This window comes from Bradyrhizobium sp. SZCCHNR2028, assembly GCF_032380995.1.
In the GTDB taxonomy this organism is placed as follows: Bacteria; Pseudomonadota; Alphaproteobacteria; order Rhizobiales; family Xanthobacteraceae; genus Bradyrhizobium.
In genome coordinates this window covers 445,821-464,081 of record NZ_JAUHJF010000001.1, presented here as the reverse complement: position 1 = coordinate 464,081, position 18,261 = coordinate 445,821, and the positions used below count along the sequence as shown (strand labels likewise).

Below are 18,261 nucleotides of genomic sequence, written 5' to 3'. Positions count from 1 at the left end.
TGTCGGCGGAATGATCATCAGCTTGGTCCGGCAAGCCTCGTCCCTCCGAGCTGATCACATCCCGTACAACGCTATATCCACAAGGATATAACGTATGTCATCGGACCGCAGGTGTTTGGCTCCGCAAAGATCGTTGGTCAGGCGGCGCGCTGTCTTTGATCTAGGTCAATCGACGTCCGGTTCTGGAGCCTCCGGCGCGACACGATAGACCTGACGTTGTGGCTCCTCGTCTTCGCGCCGGCATGCTTCCGCTCCTCCGACAATCATGTTCTCGGCGATCGCGCGCCCCTCCGGACGCGCATCCCGCAAGGTCGGCTCGACTGATGAATGCCGCGCCGGTCCTAGCGACCTGAGCTGCTACGCCACGCACCGGGCAGCGCCGACCTTGGTCAGGATGCCATCCAGCGTGTCGATCATCGCCGCGATTTCGTCCCGGGTCACGTTGAGCGCCGGCATGAAGCGCAACGCATCCGGACGCGGCGCGTTCAGCAGCAGGCCGAGCTCGAAGGCATGCGCGACGATCGCCGGCGCGATCGGTCTGATCACGTCGAGCGCGAGCAATAGACCACGGCCGCGCACTTCGCCCAGGCCGTGCCTTGCCGAGATGCGCTGCAGCTCACTCTCGAGATAGATCCCGTTGTCCGCGACAGCCTTGAGAAACTCCGGCTTCTCGATGACGTCGAGCACAGCAAGTCCCGCCGCGCACATGAGCGGATTGCCGTTGAAGGTGCCGCCCTGATCGCCATGCTCGAAACAAGACGCCGCATCGGTCGCCAGCAGGGCGGCGAGCGGGACGCCACCGCCGATGCCCTTGCCCAAGGTCATGATGTCCGGGAGGACGTCGGCATGCTCATAGCCGAACAGCTTTCCGGTGCGGCCCATTCCGGTCTGGATCTCGTCAACGATCAGCAGCAGCCCGTGCTCGGCGGTCAGCGCCCGCAAATGCTGCAGGAACTTGTCCGTCGCGGGCCATACGCCGGCCTCACCCTGGATCGGCTCCAGCATTATCGCGACCGTCTGGTCGGAGATCAGCGCCTCGACCGAGTCGATGTCGTTCAGGCGCGCCTTGGGAAAGCCCGGTACCTTCGGCTCGAACAGCGGCTCGAACGCCTTCTTGCCAGAAGCCGACATCGTCGCCAGCGTCCGGCCGTGGAAGCCGCCCTCGAAGGTGATGATCTCATACGCGCCGTTCTTGCGCAGGGCGCCGTATTTGCGCGCGAGCTTGATGGCGCCTTCATTGGCTTCGGCGCCCGAATTTGTGAAGAACACCTGGTCGAAGCACGAGCGGTCGACCAGTGCTTTGGCGAGTTGCAGGCTGGTATCGTTGAAATAAGCTGGGCTCGGCGTGATCAGGCGCGCCGCCTGGTTGGTGAGCGCGCTGGCAAGCTCCGGCGGCGCATGCCCGAGCGCGTTCACGGCCCAGCCCTGGATGAAGTCCAGATAGCGCTTGCCGTCGTCGTCCCATAGCCAGGAGCCCTTGCCCTGAACGAAAACGGTGCGCGGACGCGCCGTGATCTCCATCAGAGCGTCGTAGGGATGGGAGGCGGTCAGCATGTGCAATCTCCTGTGCTCAGGGGGAAACGGTGGGCCAAAAAGCGAGAAGGCCGCTCCTTTGCGGGAGCGGCCTTCTCGAAAACCTGGAGCTGATGAGCTAGCTGATCAGCAACGTCTTCGGACATGGCGCGCCCCGGCATCGTCACGGCGGTGACGACGGCAAACGGCGGCGCGGCGGTTGGTCCGGTTGAAGATCATGCGGCGGCCATACAGGCAAATCGCAACCGGTGTCAAGATGCCGGCCTGCAGGCTGCAATACGGGCCGCTGCTCCGGGAAGCGGCGAGGGAAGCGCCGGCCGGTGCGAAGGCCGCACGATCCAATCTCGGGTCTCGCGCTTTAGTGACAACTTTACCAAACATTTAGCGGCTGCGTTTACTTTGCCGGGCAGCTTGAAAATGCAAGCGCTCAGGAAGAGCGATGTCGAACCCCCATCTCACGATCGCCGAAGAAGTGCAGGCGGCCATAGCCACCGGCTCAGCCGACCGCTGCTCCGGCGTGGCCGAGCGGGTGGCCGCCCTGTTCGTCGCCTCGGCCGGCAGCCTGGATATCGAGCAGCACGCGCTGTTTGCCGACGTCTTCGAGCGTCTCGTCAACACCATCGAGCTGCGCGCGCTGGCCGACGTCGGTGCCCGGATCGCACTCGCCGAACTCAGCGCCCAGCTTGCCCCGATCCCGCAGGCGCCGGCCGGCGTGATCCGGCGGCTGGCCTATCATGACGACATCGCCGTCGCGGGGCCGGTGCTTTCGGAATCGCCGCGGCTGAGCAGCGAGGATCTCGTCGAGATCGCGCAGACGCGCGGCGAGAAGCACCTGATTGCGATCGCCGGGCGCTGGTGGCTGCAGGAGATCGTTACCGATGCGCTGCTCGCGCGACGCTATCCGAGCGTGAGCCGCCAACTGATGAGGAATCCCGGGGCGCGGGTGTCTCCCGCCGGATTCGCCGCCATCGTGGCACAGGCGGCTGGAGATGCGGAGCTCACGGTCGCGGCCGGCATCCGCGCCGATCTGCCGGCAGCCTTGCGCAGGACCCTGTTGCAGCGCGCGACGGAGGCGGTGAGGGCGCGGCTGCTCGCGTCGGCGCCGCCGCATCTCTACGAAGAAATCCGCAGCGCCATTTCAGCGGCCACGGTCGACGCCGAGCGCGACATGTCGCGAAACCGCGATGGTGGCAGCTCCAAGGTGGCGGTTGGCCAGCTGAAGCAGGGCGGAAAGCTGACCGAGGCCGCGCTGCTGGAATTTGCCCGTCAGCGGCGCTACGGCGAGACGATCGCGGCCATCGCGGAGCTCGCGAAATGCAGCATCGAGCTGGTGCGGCCGCTGATGCAGAGCCTGCGCAGCGACGGCATTCTCGTGCCGTGCAAGGCCGCTGGACTGAGCTGGGTCACGGTTGCGGCCATCCTCGACAGCCGGTTCGTCTCAGGTGCAACGCCTCCCGACGAGCTGACCAAGCTCAAGAACAAATATCTCGAACTGAAGCAGGACGAGGCGCTTCGCCTGCTGAAGCTCTGGTCAGTTCGCACCACGGGCTCCTCGCACTGAGGGGCGGTCCGCAGGTCCAGGACGCGTTGACACGCCCGTCTGTAATTCCCCCGAGTTCCCGGCGGGTGGCCCGAGACGCGACAGAGCCGCGCTAGAAACCCGCGACCGTGCCGTGCAGGTCGTATTCGTCGGCACGCTCGATCTTGACCGTGACGATCTCGCCGACACGCAGCGGCCGCCGGCTGGACAGATAAACGGCGCCATCGATGTCGGGGGCATCAGCCTTGGTGCGGCCCTTGGCGACGCTTGGCCCGACCTCGTCGATGATCACCTGCTGACGCGTTCCAACCTTGCGCTTGAGCCGGCGCGCCGAGATCTTCTGCTGGCGAGCCATCAGGGCGTCCCAGCGCTCCTGCTTGACCGCGTCCGGGACCTGGTCGGGTAGGGCGTTGGAGGTCGCGCCGGCCACAGGCTCGTATTTGAAGCATCCGAGCCGATCGATCTCGGCCTCATCCAGCCAGTCCAGCAGATAGGCGAAATCCGCGTCCGTCTCGCCGGGGAATCCGACGATGAAGGTCGAGCGCAGCGCAAGGTCGGGGCAGGCTGCCCGCCAGGCCTTGATCCGGTCCAGCGTCTTGTCCTGCGCCGCCGGGCGGCGCATCGCCTTCAGGACGTTCGGGCTGGCATGCTGGAATGGGATGTCGAGATAAGGCAATATCTTACCGTCCGTCATGAGGCCAATCACCTCGTCGACATGCGGGTAGGGGTAGACGTAATGCAGCCGGACCCAGGCTCCGAGTTCGCCGAGCTCGCGCGCCAGATCGAGGAAGCGCGCCCGGACGCTGCGGTCCTTCCAGGCGCTTTCGGCATATTTCAGGTCCAGCCCATAGGCCGAGGTGTCCTGCGAAATGACCAGGAGCTCCTTGACCCCGGCTGCGACCAGCCGTTCGGCCTCGCGCAGCACGTCGGCTGCGGGGCGCGACACCAGATCGCCACGCAGCTTCGGGATGATGCAGAAGGTGCAGCGGTTGTTGCAACCTTCGGAGATCTTCAGATAGGCGTAGTGCCGGGGCGTAAGCTTGATGCCCTGCGGAGGAACCAGGTCGAGATGAGGGTTGTGCGCAGGCGGCGACGCGCGGTGTACGGCGTCCAGCACACTCTCGTACTGCTGCGGGCCGGTGATCGACAGCACACCGGGATAGGCCTGCTCGATCTGCTCCGGCTCGGCGCCCATGCAGCCGGTCACGATGACCTTGCCGTTCTCGGCCATGGCGGAGCCGATCGCCGACAGCGATTCCTGCTTGGCACTGTCCAGGAACCCGCAGGTGTTGACGATGACGACGTCGGCGCCGTCATGCTTCCGGGCAAGCTCGTAGCCCTCGGCGCGGAGACGCGTGATGATGCGCTCGGAATCGACCAAGGCCTTGGGACATCCGAGCGAAACAAAGCTGATCTTGGGCGCCGAACCCTGCTGCATCTTGGAACTGCCTGATGAGATAGGCGTCAGCTAGTCCGAATTGCCCAGAAAGACAAGGCTTTGACGCGGCCACGTCCATGCTATGGGTGAGGGCCCGGACAACCTGGTGATCGATGAGCGCCGAGCAATCGCCTAAAATCGTGATCGTCGACGAAAGCCCGATCCGCGCGGCCATCCTCGAGGAAGGCTTGCGGGAAGCGGGCTTTACCGGCGTCGTGCATGTCAGCGAGATGCAGGGTCTCCTGGCGCGCATCTATGCCCTGGATCCGGACGTCATCGTCATCGACCTGGAGAACCCGAGCCGCGACGTGCTGGAGCAGATGTTCCAGGTCAGCCGCGCCGTCCGCCGGCCGATCGCGATGTTCGTGGACCAGAGCGACGCAGCTTCGATCCAGGCCTCGGTGGAGGCGGGCGTCTCCGCCTACATCGTCGATGGCCTGAAGAAGGAGCGGATCAAGCCGATCCTCGACCTCTGCATCTCCCGCTTCAATGCGTTCTCCAAGCTTCAGGACGAGCTGGAGCGCGCCAAGTCCGCGCTCGAGGACCGCAAGGTGATCGACCGCGCCAAGGGCATTCTGATGAAGATGAAGGGCTTCACCGAAGAGGAAGCCTACGTGCTGTTGCGCTCCACAGCCATGCGCGAAAAGAAGAAGATCGGCGAGATCGCACAATCGATCCTGACCGCCTCGGAGATGTTGAAATGACCGGCCCGCTTCGCATTGGCTTCATTCCGCTGGTCGATGCCGCGGCGCTGATCGTCGCCGTCGATAAGGGCTTCACGGCCGCGGAGGGGCTCGACGTCACCCTCGTCCGCGAGGTCTCCTGGTCGAACGTCCGCGACAAGCTCAACATTGGCCTGTTCGATGCCGCGCATCTGCTGGCACCGGTGGCCATTGCGTCCAGTCTTGGTATCGGCCACGTCAAGGTTCCGATCGTCGCGCCGTTCAATCTCGGCGTGAACGGCAACGCGATCACCGTGACGCCGGCGCTGCATGCGGCAATCATGGCCCACCTCGAGGGTGATCGTTTCGACCCGATGGCGACGGCGCTGGCCCTGGCGCGCGTCGTCGCTGAACGGCGCAAGGCCGGCGCCGAGCCGCTGACTTTCGGCATGACGTTTCCGTTCTCGACCCACAACTATCAGTTGCGGTTCTGGATGGCCGCAGGCGGCGTCGACCCCGATGAGGACGTCCGCCTCGTGGTGCTGCCGCCGCCCTACATGGTGGAGAGCATCGCCAACGGTCACGTCGACGCGTTCTGCGTCGGAGCACCGTGGAACTCGATCGCGGTCGATCTCGGCATCGGCCATATTCTCCACTTCGTGTCTGACGTGCTGGTACGCGCGGCCGAAAAGGTGCTGGCGGTCAGGCAGAGCTGGGCTGACAAGAATCCCGGCGCCCTCGCCGGCCTGGTCCGCGCCTGCGCCAAGGCCGCCGACTTCATCGAGCAGAACCACGCAGAAGCCGCGCGTATCCTGGCCCAGCCGGAGCGGATCGGCGTCGATGCGGAGGTGCTCCAGCGTACGCTGGACGGCCGCCTCAAGATCTCGCCGGACGGCACCTTCCGCGAAAGCTCGCGCTATCTGCTGGTGGGCCGGGAAGAAGCGGGACGGCCCGAGAAGATCCAGGCGGCATGGCTGTATGCCCAGATGGTGCGGTGGGGCCAGACTCCCCTCAGCAATGAAGCCCTGGGCACCGCCATGGGCGTGTTCCGGCCGGATATCTACGACGCGGCGATGGGCACGGCTGCGGTCGGCACGGATGCCGCCATCGGCGCGTTCGCTGGTCCGCCTTTTGCGGTGGACGACGTGATCGGCCATCTCAAGGCATTCAAGATCGGCCGCTGGACGGCCTGATCCACCGCTCCGATCAGGGTCTGGGCACCGGGCGCCGCCGACCAATTTTTGGGCGGCGTGCCCGTATTTCGGGGCTTGAGCCTGACAACGCGCCTTCATCGATTCGGGTAGCGACCTGATTCTTCACGCTTTTTCTTGATTTGTCCCGCTGGCACGCAACTTGAATGTTGCGGTGCAGTCGGCCGCCGCAGACGCCGCTGACTGCAATCCATGTCGGATTTCCGCAGCAACGAAGCTGGTCGGATCGCTCACCTGAATCAGGCCATACCGGCCGGTCGGACGATGCGATCCTCATCCCATTCCCGAACGCCAATCGCCCTGGCCGCTGGAGCTTCGTCCGCCACCATGAAAATCGAATCGTTGTCAGTCGACTTCAACGACGAGCAGAAGCGCTACCTCGAAGGGTTGGCCGCGGGCCTCAAGGTCACGCTCGCAGGACGCGGCCAGGGTGGCGCGCCGACAGCAAGCGAGCCGACCGGTCCGGACGCCATCCACATCAAGGCGCAGGACAAGGTGATCGCGTCGGGACGGAAGCTCGCCGACCAGGAAAAGGTCAAGCGCGAAGGACATCCGTTCGATGCCTACGAGCGGCTGAAGCAGCAGGCGCGCAACGATGCCGCGCCATCCACGGCCGACAATTTCCGTTGGCGCTACTACGGCCTGTTTCACGTCGCTCCGGCGCAGGACTCCTACATGTGCCGTCTGCGCATCCCCAACGGCATCCTGAAGCATTGGCAGTTGACCGGCCTCGCCGATCTCGCCGACGAGCTTTGCGGTCCCTACAGCCACGTCACCACGCGGGCAAACCTGCAACTGCGCGAAATCCCACCCAGGCACGCGGTCATGCTGCTGGAGGGACTCTCGGATCTCGGTCTGACCGCGCGCGGCTCCGGCGCCGACAACATCCGCAACGTAACGGGAACGCCAACCGCGGGGATCGATCCGCAGGAATTGCTGGATACGCGGCCCTATGCGCGCGAATGGCATTTCCACATCCTCAACGACCGTTCGCTGTACGGCCTGCCACGCAAGTTCAACGTCGCTTTCGACGGTGCCGGGCAGATCGCGGCGCTCGAGGACACCAACGACATTGCGTTCTCGGCGGTCGAGGTGAAGGACGGATTTGGGGTTGCGCCCGGCGTGTGGTTCAGACTCGGCCTCGGCGGCATTACGGGACACAAGGATTTTGCCAAGTCGACCGGAATCATCGTCGAGCCGGAGCGGGCGACCGAGGTGGCTGACGCCATCGTGCGGCTCTTTATCGAGACCGGCGACCGCACCAATCGTCTCAAGGCGCGGCTCAAATATGTGCTCGACAACATGGGGCACGACAAGTTCATGGAAGCCGTCGAGACGAGGCTCGGCCGCAAGCTTGCACGCGTGCCGGACGAGGCGCTCGAGCCGCGACCCGACTCCGACCGCATGGCCCATGTCGGCGTGCACCAGCAGAAGCAGCAAGGGTTGAACTGGATCGGCGTCGTGCTGCCGCTGGGCAAGCTGACCACGGATCAGATGCGCGCGCTTGCCAGAATCGCAGCGGATCTTGGCGACGGCGAGATCCGGCTCACGGTGTGGCAGAACCTGCTGTTATCGGGCGTCCGCGACGACAAGGTCGCGCTGGCCTGCGCCGCGGTCGAGCAGATCGGACTGTCGGTCAAGGCCTCGCACATCCGCGCCGGACTGATCGCCTGCACAGGCAACGCCGGCTGCAAGTTCGCAGCATCCAACACCAAGAAACATGCGGCCGAGATCGGCGACTGGTGCGAGAGCAGGGTGGACGTCGACACGCCGCTGAACATTCATCTCACCGGCTGTCATCACTCCTGCGCCCAGCACTACATCAGCGACATCGGCTTGATCGCGGCAAAGGTGCCGGTTGGTGACGGCGACGACACGGTCGAAGGCTATCATCTGTTCGCCGGGGGTGGTTTCGGCCCTCAGGCCGATATCGGCCGCGAGGTCTATCGCGACCTCAAGGCGGCGGATGCGCCTGTAACCGTCGAGAAGCTGCTCAAGGCCTATCTCGCCCATCGCGCCTCGCCCGAAGAGACCTTCCTCTCGTTCGCACGCCGTCACGACGGCGAAGCGCTGCGCAATCTCGCCGAAGCCCAGACCTCGTCGCAGGTGTCAGCATGAACCAGATCACGCCCATGCCCAACATCGATATCATTCCTCCGACGGCGCCATTTTCCGAGGCGCAGCGCTCGTGGCTCAACGGCTTCCTGGCCGGAGCGCTCGGTCTAGACGGCTCGACAGCATTGTCGCCGACGCAGAACGGCGCTGTGCTCGCGCCCGCAGGCGACGGTGATGACGGCGAGGCGCCATGGCACGATCAGACCATGCCGATCGCCGAACGCATGAAGCTGGCCGAGGGTCGCCCGCTGCGCCGGCGCATGATGGCAGCCATGGCGCAGCAGGACTGCGGCCAATGTGGCTACAATTGCAACGACTATTCGGATGCGATTGCCGGTCGCAGCGAGGCGCGGCTGAATCTGTGCGTCCCCGGTGGCAAAGAAACCGCGCGGATGTTGAAGGCTCTTTACGAGGAGATCGACACGGCTCCGGCGGCCGCCAAGCCCGCTGCTGCCGCGCCGGCCACCGTCTCCGTCGTCGTCAGCGAGCCCGGCCGCTCGCGCGACAATCCGGTCGAGGCGACGTTCCTGTCGCGGCGCCTGCTCAACAAGCCGGGCTCGGAGAAAGAGACCTGGCACATCGAGTTTGATCTGGGAGAGAGCGGGCTCGACTACGTCGTCGGCGATTCCTTCGGCATCTTCGCCAAGAATGATCTCGGCCTGGTCGACCAGATCATCGCGCTGCTCGGCGCCTCGCACATGACCGAGGTGAACGGCAAGCCGCTGCGGCAGTGCCTGCTCGAGGACGTCTCGCTGGCGCCGGCGCCGGATTCGCTGTTCGAGCTGATCTCCTTCATCACCGGCGGCGCGACCCGCGAGAAGGCGCGGCAACTGGCGCAGGGTGAGGATCCCGATGGCGATGCGGCGACGCTCGATGTGATGGCGGTGCTGCAGAAGTTCTCCGGTGTCCGGCCGCATCCCGAAGCCTTCGTCGAGGCGCTGGAGCCGCTGCAGCCGCGGCTCTACTCGATCTCGTCGTCGCACAATGCCACGCCCGGCAAGTTGTCGCTGACGGTCGACTGCGTCCGCTACGTCATCGGGAAGCGCAAGCGGCTGGGCCTCGCCTCGACGTTCCTGGCCGAGCGGATTAATCCCGGCGACAAGCTGCGCGTCTATGTGCAGAAGGCGCATGGCTTCGCGCTGCCGGCCGATCCCAAGACGCCGATCATCATGGTCGGCCCCGGCACCGGCGTTGCTCCGTTCCGTGCCTTCCTGCTCGATCGCAGGGCGACCGGCGCGCCGGGCAAGAACTGGCTGTTCTTCGGCCATCAGCGCAGCGACTGCGACTTCTTCTACGCCGACGAGCTCAACGCCATGAAGACCGCGGGCCTCTTGACGCGGCTGTCGCTGGCGTGGTCGCGCGACGGCGACAAGAAGTTCTACGTCCAGGACCGCATGCGCGAGGTCGGCCGTGAGGTGTGGACCTGGCTCGCCGACGGCGCCCACCTCTACATCTGCGGCGACGCCAAGCGCATGGCCAAGGACGTCGAGCGCGCCCTGGTCGACATCGTCGCCCAGTTTGGTGCCCGGTCCACGGATGAGGCCGTCAGCTTCGTTGCGGACCTCAAGAAGAAGGGCCGGTTCCAACTCGACGTCTACTGAGCCGGAACCCGATGGAGAATATTTCTTGGTCGGAACACCGATCGAGAATTTTTTGGTTCCAAGCGGACCCGAAACAGGGGGCTTGTCGTTATTTCGCCGGTTGCCTTGCACCCGGCCGCGGGAACGCTTTTCTCATGGCCGGAACTTCAGGAGACCGGCCATGCGGACGATATCGACGCCCCTGCGACACATGCCCCAGGCCCGCGCCATTCGCGAGCGCAGCGCAACCGTCGCGCTGGTTGCCTTCTACAGCGCGATGGCGCTGATTGCCGCGATCACCCTGGGCACGTCTTTCACGCATCCGTTCTGATTCTCATCACCTCTTGAACGGCGCGACCGTGATGGCGGCCGCGTCGAGTGCCTTGCGGACCTCCCGCGCAATCTCGACCGCGCCGGCGGTGTCGCCATGGATGCAGACGGTGTCGGTCCGCATCTTCATCACCTTGCCAGTCACCGAAATCACCGCGCCGTCCAGAACCATGCGCACGACGCGATCGGCGATGACCTTGGGATCGTGCAGCACGGCGCCGGGCTTGCTGCGCGACAGCAGGAGTCCATCGTCGCCATAGGCGCGATCGGCAAACACCTCGTGAGCCATCCTCAGATTGGCCTTCTCGCCAGCTGTCACCAGCTTGGAGTTGGCGAGCACGACGAAGATCAGGCTGGGATCGACGGCCTTGATCGCCTTGGCGATGGCGTTCGCCGTCATCTCGTCCTCGCAGGCGACATTGGACAGCGCGCCGTGTGCCTTCACATGCGTGACCTTGTGACCGGCCGCGGTGGCGATCGCCTGCAGGGCGCCGATCTGATAGGCGACGAGGTTCTCGATCTCCGATGATTTCAGCCCCGGCATCGGACGCCGACCGAAACCATGCAGATCGCGATAGCCGGGATGCGCGCCGACGCTGACGCCTTTGGCCTTCGCCATCTCGACCGTCCGCCGCATGATGTCGGCGTCACCGGCATGAAAGCCGCAGGCGACGTTGACCGATGTCGCCAGCTCGATCATCGCGACGTCATTGCCCATTTCCCACGGGCCGAAGCCTTCTCCGAGGTCGCAGTTCAGATCGACGGTGCTGGTCATGTCAGGGTCCGCTCGTTGATGGGTCCGAAGCAACGTGAGATGTGATCAAACTAATCGGGAGTGACTCCAGGCCAAGTGGTGGCGTCGGTTGCGCTGACGGCATGACCGGCCACATTGGCCGTGAGCAGCGCATCGACGTTGAAGTCGCTGCTCGCGATCGCGGTGACGCGGCCGGGCAGGCTGCGCAACAGGTCCTTATAGCGGCGCAGCTCGGCCTGTGCCTCGACCATGCTCACCGCCTTGAAGCGGAACGGCGTGCCGGCGGGCGTCTGCGCCAGGCGGCCGAAATCGGCTGTGATGACGGTCGCGATCTTCGGATAGCCGCCGCTGGTGCCGCGGTCCGACATCAGCACGATCGGCGAACCATTGCCGGGCACCTGGATGCTGCCGTCCACAGTGCCGTCCGAGACGATGTTGTGACCGTGCAGGTGGCGGATCTGCGGCCCCTCGAGCCGATAGCCCATGCGGTCGCTGGTCGCCGAGACCATCCAGTCGCTGCCGAGGAACAGCGCTTTCATCTCGTCGCTGAACTCGTCGTCCTGCGGCCCCATGACGACTCGAATCGCGCCGCTAATTTTCGGCAGATCGATCCGCAGTTCCGGCGCGTCGCCGGCGGGTGCGACCTCGAACACGTCGCCGGCCTGGAGCGGCCGCGGGTAGGGACTGCCAAGTCCAGCGCGTGCATTCACCGAGAGACTGTTGAACATCGGTTCGCCGGCGATGCCGCCTTCGACGGCGAGATAGGTGAAGGAGCCGCCGCGAGCAAAGCCGAGCGTGAGTTCCTCTCCGTCGTTCAGCGTCACCGACGTGTTGATCTCGACCTGCCGCTTGGCAACATCCGCCGGTCGTTGCGCGCCCGCGAGCGCCACGCGCACCGCGCCGCCCTTCGCCGTGAAGGTCGCGCCGAACGGGCCGATCTCGATCGCAGCCGCCATCGGCTCATTGCCGACGAGGCTGTTAGCTGCGGCCAGCGCCAGCTTGTCCATTGCACCGGACGGTGTCAGCCCGTAGCGCTGCGCGCCGAAACGCCCGCCATCCTGGACCGAGCTTGCCGGGCCGATCTGTGAGACGACGAGCGTGCTCATGCGGCGATCCGCTCGGCAATGAGCTCGCCGCCCTCGGCGGCGCGCTCCTGCTCGGTGAAGGTCTTCACGTCAACGGCGTAGAAGCTGACCTCGTCGCCAGGCTCGAGCAGGAAGGTCGGGTCGCGATGCAGTTGAAACGTCCGCATCGCGGTGCGGCCGAGCAGGTGCCAGCCGCAGGGGCCCGCAAGGCATTGGATGCCGGTCTGGATGCCGCCGATGGCGATGATGCCTGCCGGCGTCGAGAGCCGCGGATTCTGGCGGCGCGACATCTGCAGCGTGGGATCGAGACCGGACAAATAGGACCAGCCGGGGGTAAAGCCAATCATTGCGACGCGATAAGTTCTGGCGATATGGCGCGCGACGATTTCGTCCGGCGTGAGACTCAACGCCTTCGCGACATCCTCGAGGTCGATGCCATTCTCTCCGCCATAGCAGACCGGAACCCGCCAGCGCCTGACCTCGCTGTCCGGCGCGAGCGACCCGGCCGACAGCGCCAATAGCCTTGCCCCGAGCGTGTCGTGGTCGATGACGTCAGCATCATAATGCACGAGCAGCGAACGATAGGTCGGCACCGTCTCCGTGATGCCCTCGATCCCGGCCGCTGCCACTGCATGGTCGAGCGCCAGGACGCGGCGGTTGGCGATCTCGTCGATCGTCCGGCTGAACTCGACGGTGACGGCGCTGTCGCCGCTGGGCAGCAGGCGGGGAGGTGGAAAGGGATCGGCCATGAGTCCGAAGTGATCCGCGTTGATGGTCCCTGATCTAGCTCGTTTCGATCGCAAGTGGAATTGGGTCAAAGGCAAAAAGTCTCGAAAATTCAATAAATTAATCGGATGCTCGGCGATAAGAAGACTTTATCGGATGGGCGCAAGCCCCGCATGCGCTGGACGCACCGAGCATTCCCTTGACGCCGCCTTCGTCGCTCGCAAGATGCGCCTGCTTTTTTCCGCCAGCCTGTTTGGAGCGCCAGTCTCAAGATGTCCCTCACCCCCGAAGCCATCGCCACCCTGTCTCAAGTCACAACCGCGACCATCACGACGGTCTTGCTGAAGAAGGGGTTGCGCAATGTCTGGCTGCGCGGCGCCAAGCCGCTGCGCCCGGGACAGAAGCGGCTGGTCGGTCCCGCCTTCACGCTCCGCTTCGTGCCGGCGCGCGAGGATCTGGCGACGCCGGAATCCTGGTCGTCGCCGATCTCGACCCGCACCGCGATCGAGGCCATGCCCGAAGGCTGCATCGCCGTGGTCGATGCGATGGGCGTCAAGGACGCCGGCATCTTCGGCGACATCCTCTGTGCCCGCATGGTCAAGCGCGGCGTCACCGCGCTGATCACCGACGGCGTGGTGCGTGACCTCGAAGGCGTGCTCGGCACTGGGCTTCCGGTATGGTGCGACGGCTACGCGGCGCCGCCTTCGGTCGCCGGCCTGACCTTCGTCGGTTGGGGCGAGGCGATCGGCTGCGGCGGTGTGGCCGTGTTCCCGAACGACGTCGTCGTGGCCGACCAGGACGGTGCGGTGCTGATCCCGCAGGCGATGCTCGATCACGTGCTCGCCGAGGGCCCCGAGCAGGAACGCATGGAGGCCTGGATCGTCGACGAGGTGAACAAGGGCGCGGTGCTGCCGGGTCTCTATCCGATGAACGCCGAGACCAAGGCGCGTTACGCCGCGTCGAAGAAGTAGTTCACGGCCCCGATCAATCGACGGCACAGATTCAGGAAAGGCAGAACAATGGTCGAAGTCTATCTCGCGGGCTCTCGCCCCACCCGCCGCGCGGCGGCGGAAAGCTTTACGGGCACGGTCTGGCAGGATCCGATCATCACGCCACAGGCTCCGGCTCGCGTCGCCTCGGCGCGTGTCGCGTTCGAGCCGGGTGCTCGCACGGCCTGGCACACCCATCCCCTCGGGCAGACGCTCTATGTCATCCAGGGCGTCGGCCGCGTGCAGGCCAAGGGCGGGCCGGTGCGCGAGATCAAGGCCGGCGACGTCGTCTGGATTCCGCCGGGCGAGAAGCATTGGCATGGCGCAGCGCCGACCACCGGCATGGTCCACGTCGCGATGCATGAATCGCTCAATGGCGAGCACGTGACGTGGATGGAGCACGTCACCGACGAGGAATACGCCACCCAGGTCGGCTGAAGCTGAGCAGCCCCCGAGATCAGTTCGAGCGCGCGGTCGCAGGGCCGCGCGCTTTTCATTTGAAAGAGCGTCGACCGCAGGCGCGGCGCTCAGTTCACCCGCGTCCAGGTCTGGCCGCCGCAGAACATGCCGCCGAAGGCGCAGCCCTGCACGCGCAGACTGTCCATTCCCTTCAGCGCGATGGTCGAGTCGTAGGTGCTGCCGCTGTTCGGATCGAAGATGCGGCCGGTCCACTTCTTCTCCTGCGTCTTGTCGCTCGGACGCATGTTGATCAGGATCTGCTCGCCGTTCTGGTTGGTCTTTGCGTCCACGGCGTAGCCGCAGAGATTGGTGCCGCAGGGCTCGATGCGGATCTGGCCCTCCTTCTCCTCGGTCAACCAGATGCCGACCGGCGAGTTGGGATCGCGACCGGCGGTCTGCGCCGCAGCGGGCGGCGCGGCTGCGGTGGTCACGGCAGGCGTCTGGGCTGGGCGCGGTGGCGGCGGCGCGGCGGCAGGAGCCGGAGCCGCAGCAGGTGCCACAACGGCCGTCGCAGCGGCTGGCGGCGCAACCGGTGCCGCGGCGTTGGCGGCCGGGGCCGCTTGGACGGGAGCAGGCGCAACCGGCGGGGTCGCCGGTACGGCTGCCGTCGGAGCTGGTGCGGGAGGAACAGGGGCTGGGGCCGCGGCGGCCGGAACCTGCGGCTGCGGGGCCGGCGTAACGGCCGCCTCGGCTGGCGCCTGGGCCGGCTTGTCCGCGCCGGGCTGCGGCCTGGCCGCCGGATCCGGATCGCGCTTGGTGCGCTTGGTCTTCTTCTGCTCGGTATTGTCGTAGACCCCGGGGATCTGCACGGTGCCGCGGTCGGGATCGATGCGGATCGTCTTGCCGCCGTATTCGATGACGTACTGCGCCTCGGCGGCACTGCTGGCCAGAACCAAAGCCACAACAGCCAACAGCCTCTTCATCCGTGTCTCCGCGATGTCGGTTGCTGATGTGAGCGAGCTCACGCGCAGTTAAGTCGCTGATGCGGCGTCCCCGGTTCAATGCGCGACCTGCTCAGAAATCGAGCGGCGCATTGTCGACGACCTCCTTCATCACGAAGAACGTGCGCGTCTGGCGTACGCCGGGCAGCGAGATCAGTTGGTCGCCATGCATCCGATTGAAGTCGTGCATGTCGCGGACGCGGATCTTCAGGAAGAAGTCGAAATCGCCGGCCACGAGATGACAGTCGAGCACGAATTTCAGCTTTCGGATCGCGGCCTCGAAGGTGCGAAAGCTCTCCGGCGTTGAACGGTCGAGCACGACGCCGACCAGCACCAGCGCGCTGCGCTCGACCTTCTCCGGCGCGATCTGCGCGCGCACGCTCCTGATGTAGCCGTCCTCGAACAGACGCTGGGTGCGGCGATGGCAGGTGGCCGGGCTGACATGGACGGCTGCGGCCAGGTCGGCATTGGTCATGCGGCCGTCCTTCTGCAGCAATTGCAGAATGCGCCGATCGACCCGGTCGAGATCCGGGGTGGAAGGTTCTTTCACATTTATTGTCATCTAAGGACGTATCTCTTGCCAAAGTCGAGCTTGGTGGACGTAAGCACGAAACATAGGAACGATAAAGAGAGCACCTTTCCCCGGCAATTTTGTATGTTTGGGGCGGCCCTTTCATCCACCCACGGAGAGACCCGTGCTTCGGCTCGACAAGTTCAAGAAGTATCCGCTGACCTTCGGTGCCACCCCGATCGAGCATCTGCCGCGGCTGACCGCGGCACTCGGCGGCAAGGTGCAGATCTACGCCAAGCGCGACGACTGCAATTCCGGCCTCGCGATGGGCGGCAACAAGCTGCGCAAGCTCGAATACATCGTGCCCGACGCGATCGAGTCGAACGCCGACACGCTGGTCTCGATCGGCGGCGTGCAGTCCAACCACACCCGCATGGTCGCGGCGACCGCGGCCAAGATCGGCATGAAGTGCGTCGTCGTCCAGGAGAGCTGGGTGCCGCACGAGGACGCCGTCTATGACCGCGTCGGCAACATCCTGATGACGCGCCTGATGGGCGCCGACAGCCGAATCGTGCCGGATGGATTCGACATCGGCATCCGCAAGAGCTGGGAGGATGCGATCCAGTCGGTGAAGGATGCCGGCGGCAAGCCCTACGGCATTCCGGCCGGCGCCTCCGTGCACAAGTTCGGCGGCCTTGGCTATGTCGGCTTCGCCGAGGAGGTGAGGGCGCAGGAAGCCGAGATGGGCATCAAGTTCGACTACATCATCGTCTGCGTCGTGACCGGCTCGACCCAGGCCGGCATGATCGTCGGCTTCGCCGCCGACGGCCGCGCCGACCGCGTCATCGGCATCGACGCCTCCGGCACGCCGGAGCAGACCCGCACCCAGGTGCGCCAGATCGTCGACAACACCGCCGAGCTCGTCGAGCTCGGCCGCAAGGTCCGCGACGACGAGATCGTGATCCTGAATGACTACGCCTATCCGGCCTATGGCGTGCCGAGCGCCGAGACCAACGAGGCCATCCGCCTCGCCGCCCGCACCGAGGCGATGATCACCGACCCGGTCTATGAGGGCAAGTCGATGCAGGGCATGATCGACCTGGTCAAGAAGGGCTACTTCCCGGAAGGATCGAAGGTGCTCTACGCCCATCTCGGCGGTGCTCCGGCGATCAACGGCTACAGCTACACGTACCGGAACGGGTGAGGGCGGTTTCGTCTTCCGCCGCCGCGTAGCGGTGGTCCGAGGTCCAACACCACATTCCGCTGTCGTCCCGGCCTTCGAGCCGGGACCCATAGCCGCCGGCGGTGCTGTTGTCGTCCTCTGCATCTCCGGCTGTGCCTCAAACTACGGCCTGTGAGTATGGGTCCCGGCTCAAGGCCGGGACGACACCGAATGTGTCGCGCGAGCGATCCACACATGACGTCGCCTTCTCGCGACGCGCCAGCGTCCGAGGGATCCATCAGTTCGCCCCTCTGAATGAAGAGGGTGCAGGGAATGCCGGGTGAGGGCCTCACCCATGGCCCGCCTGCAACAAGAAAAGCAGGCGGCAGTTACCACAGGATCAGCCGAACATCCGGCATTCCCTGCGCGACGGTCTTAACGCTTATACGCAGTCTCCCTGGTGCGCCGGGCTTGTTGGCCACCATGGCGACAATGCGCTTGCGCGCATTGCGCTGGACACCAGCATCGGGGTGTCAGGACGCTGCGATTTCACGTCCGCGCCGTGCCGTTCGTCCGCGTGCAAGCACGCTGCGGCAAAACGCGGCCATCGCCTCCCCACCTCGCGTGTCGAGACGATCGCGCGCAACGCCCCTCTCGTTGAGGTGGGATGGCGGCAGTCAATCATAGTTTCCGGAAAAACGAAAGGTGAATATTTTTAGCGCAAGGACTGGACAGGGGTCTTCGCGTTGAAATGACTGCAGGACTTTGCGTTTTGCGTCCTGCTGGACATTCCATGTCAGGTTCCGGCTGCGGCCTCATCTCGGAATCCGCAGTATCCCAATGGAGACCCTGACCGCCGTCTTGTATAAGCCCCGCGATTATGCTCTCCGGAGACATCCACAGCAGCGAAATCATCGTACTATGCTACACTCACGCTACCACGAACGCCGTCGAGATCACGTTCTCATAGCGGCCGTCGATGCGGACGGCGTTGCGTTGCAGCCCTTCGGCTCGGAAGCCGACGTCCTTAAGGCGATCGCATTCATGTTCTACTCGCGCACGGTCAGCTCGATGCGCGTGAGGCCGAAGGCAAGCGCGGCGTCCATCGTCCGTCGAATGAGAGCACGACCAATTCCGCGGCCGCGATGAGCTGGCAGCAGACCTATGCCGAGGGTGCCGCAATGGGCGTAATCACTCGGCAAGCACGTGTCCTGCGCCAGACGAG

Annotated in this window: 17 protein-coding genes; 9 read left to right on the top strand and 8 right to left on the bottom strand. The window is 65.1% G+C overall.

What is annotated here, in order from left to right:
• Window positions 1-357: 357 nt before the first annotated feature.
• Window positions 358-1,554, bottom strand: a complete 1,197-nt coding sequence (locus QX121_RS02105; protein ID WP_315737920.1) for an acetylornithine transaminase — start codon at window positions 1,552-1,554, stop codon at window positions 358-360.
• A gap of 418 nt (window positions 1,555-1,972) precedes the next feature.
• On the opposite strand from QX121_RS02105, the gene QX121_RS02100 reads away from it, so the two are divergent.
• Window positions 1,973-3,094: a DUF2336 domain-containing protein gene (locus QX121_RS02100; RefSeq protein WP_315737921.1), complete on the top strand. Its 1,122-nt coding sequence runs from the start codon at window positions 1,973-1,975 to the stop codon at window positions 3,092-3,094.
• A gap of 91 nt (window positions 3,095-3,185) precedes the next feature.
• Here the strand turns inward: QX121_RS02100 and rimO are convergent, their stop codons facing one another.
• The gene (rimO, locus tag QX121_RS02095; protein WP_315811044.1) at window positions 3,186-4,511 is read right to left on the bottom strand and encodes a 30S ribosomal protein S12 methylthiotransferase RimO; all 1,326 of its coding nucleotides are present in this window, start codon (window positions 4,509-4,511) and stop codon (window positions 3,186-3,188) included.
• Window positions 4,512-4,624: 113 nt separating this feature from the next.
• On the opposite strand from rimO, the gene QX121_RS02090 reads away from it, so the two are divergent.
• From QX121_RS02090 to QX121_RS02070, 5 genes are all read left to right on the top strand, one after another.
• A complete protein-coding gene (locus QX121_RS02090; protein ID WP_012044202.1) occupies window positions 4,625-5,215 on the top strand; it encodes an ANTAR domain-containing response regulator in 591 nt (196 codons plus the stop codon).
• Window positions 5,212-6,366: a CmpA/NrtA family ABC transporter substrate-binding protein gene (locus tag QX121_RS02085; protein ID WP_315797401.1), complete on the top strand. Its 1,155-nt coding sequence runs from the start codon at window positions 5,212-5,214 to the stop codon at window positions 6,364-6,366. Before QX121_RS02090 ends, QX121_RS02085 begins: the two co-directional genes overlap by 4 nt.
• Before the next feature lie 345 nt (window positions 6,367-6,711).
• Window positions 6,712-8,502, top strand: coding sequence for a NirA family protein (locus QX121_RS02080; RefSeq protein WP_315811043.1), 1,791 nt, complete (start codon window positions 6,712-6,714; stop codon window positions 8,500-8,502).
• Window positions 8,499-10,100: a sulfite reductase subunit alpha gene (locus QX121_RS02075; RefSeq protein WP_315774742.1), complete on the top strand. Its 1,602-nt coding sequence runs from the start codon at window positions 8,499-8,501 to the stop codon at window positions 10,098-10,100. The genes QX121_RS02080 and QX121_RS02075 overlap by 4 nt, the downstream gene beginning before the upstream one ends.
• 160 nt (window positions 10,101-10,260) lie before the next feature.
• Complete coding sequence (locus QX121_RS02070) at window positions 10,261-10,410, top strand: hypothetical protein (protein WP_315811042.1); 150 nt, start codon at window positions 10,261-10,263, stop codon at window positions 10,408-10,410.
• Window positions 10,411-10,416: 6 nt separating this feature from the next.
• Here the strand turns inward: QX121_RS02070 and QX121_RS02065 are convergent, their stop codons facing one another.
• From QX121_RS02065 to pxpB, 3 genes are read right to left on the bottom strand one after another with little or no spacing between them, the layout of a single operon-like run.
• Entirely contained in the window at window positions 10,417-11,184 is a 768-nt protein-coding gene (locus QX121_RS02065; protein WP_315811041.1) for a 5-oxoprolinase subunit PxpA, read from the bottom strand.
• A 50-nt stretch (window positions 11,185-11,234) separates the two neighbouring features.
• The gene (locus QX121_RS02060; protein ID WP_315811040.1) at window positions 11,235-12,269 is read right to left on the bottom strand and encodes a biotin-dependent carboxyltransferase family protein; all 1,035 of its coding nucleotides are present in this window, start codon (window positions 12,267-12,269) and stop codon (window positions 11,235-11,237) included.
• Window positions 12,266-12,997, bottom strand: a complete 732-nt coding sequence (pxpB, locus tag QX121_RS02055) for a 5-oxoprolinase subunit PxpB (protein ID WP_315811039.1) — start codon at window positions 12,995-12,997, stop codon at window positions 12,266-12,268. Before pxpB ends, QX121_RS02060 begins: the two co-directional genes overlap by 4 nt.
• 249 nt (window positions 12,998-13,246) lie before the next feature.
• On the opposite strand from pxpB, the gene QX121_RS02050 reads away from it, so the two are divergent.
• A complete protein-coding gene (locus tag QX121_RS02050) occupies window positions 13,247-13,945 on the top strand; it encodes a ribonuclease activity regulator RraA (protein ID WP_315757460.1) in 699 nt (232 codons plus the stop codon).
• Between the two features lie 48 nt (window positions 13,946-13,993).
• Window positions 13,994-14,401 carry a cupin domain-containing protein gene (locus QX121_RS02045; RefSeq protein WP_315737931.1) on the top strand — a complete coding sequence of 136 codons (408 nt, stop codon included), beginning with the start codon at window positions 13,994-13,996 and terminating at the stop codon, window positions 14,399-14,401.
• Between the two features lie 89 nt (window positions 14,402-14,490).
• On the opposite strand, the gene QX121_RS02040 is transcribed toward QX121_RS02045, so the two are convergent.
• Window positions 14,491-15,345, bottom strand: coding sequence for a DUF2147 domain-containing protein (locus tag QX121_RS02040; protein WP_315785412.1), 855 nt, complete (start codon window positions 15,343-15,345; stop codon window positions 14,491-14,493).
• 91 nt (window positions 15,346-15,436) lie between these two features.
• Entirely contained in the window at window positions 15,437-15,913 is a 477-nt protein-coding gene (locus QX121_RS02035; protein WP_315774749.1) for an Lrp/AsnC family transcriptional regulator, read from the bottom strand.
• A gap of 145 nt (window positions 15,914-16,058) precedes the next feature.
• Between QX121_RS02035 and QX121_RS02030 the strand changes: the two genes are divergently transcribed.
• Window positions 16,059-17,078, top strand: coding sequence for a 1-aminocyclopropane-1-carboxylate deaminase (locus tag QX121_RS02030; protein ID WP_315757464.1), 1,020 nt, complete (start codon window positions 16,059-16,061; stop codon window positions 17,076-17,078).
• 1,007 nt (window positions 17,079-18,085) lie between these two features.
• Here the strand turns inward: QX121_RS02030 and QX121_RS02025 are convergent.
• Window positions 18,086-18,238 (bottom strand): GNAT family N-acetyltransferase, encoded by a 153-nt coding sequence (locus tag QX121_RS02025; protein ID WP_315811132.1) that lies wholly within the window; start codon window positions 18,236-18,238, stop codon window positions 18,086-18,088.
• Window positions 18,239-18,261 lie beyond the last annotated feature (23 nt).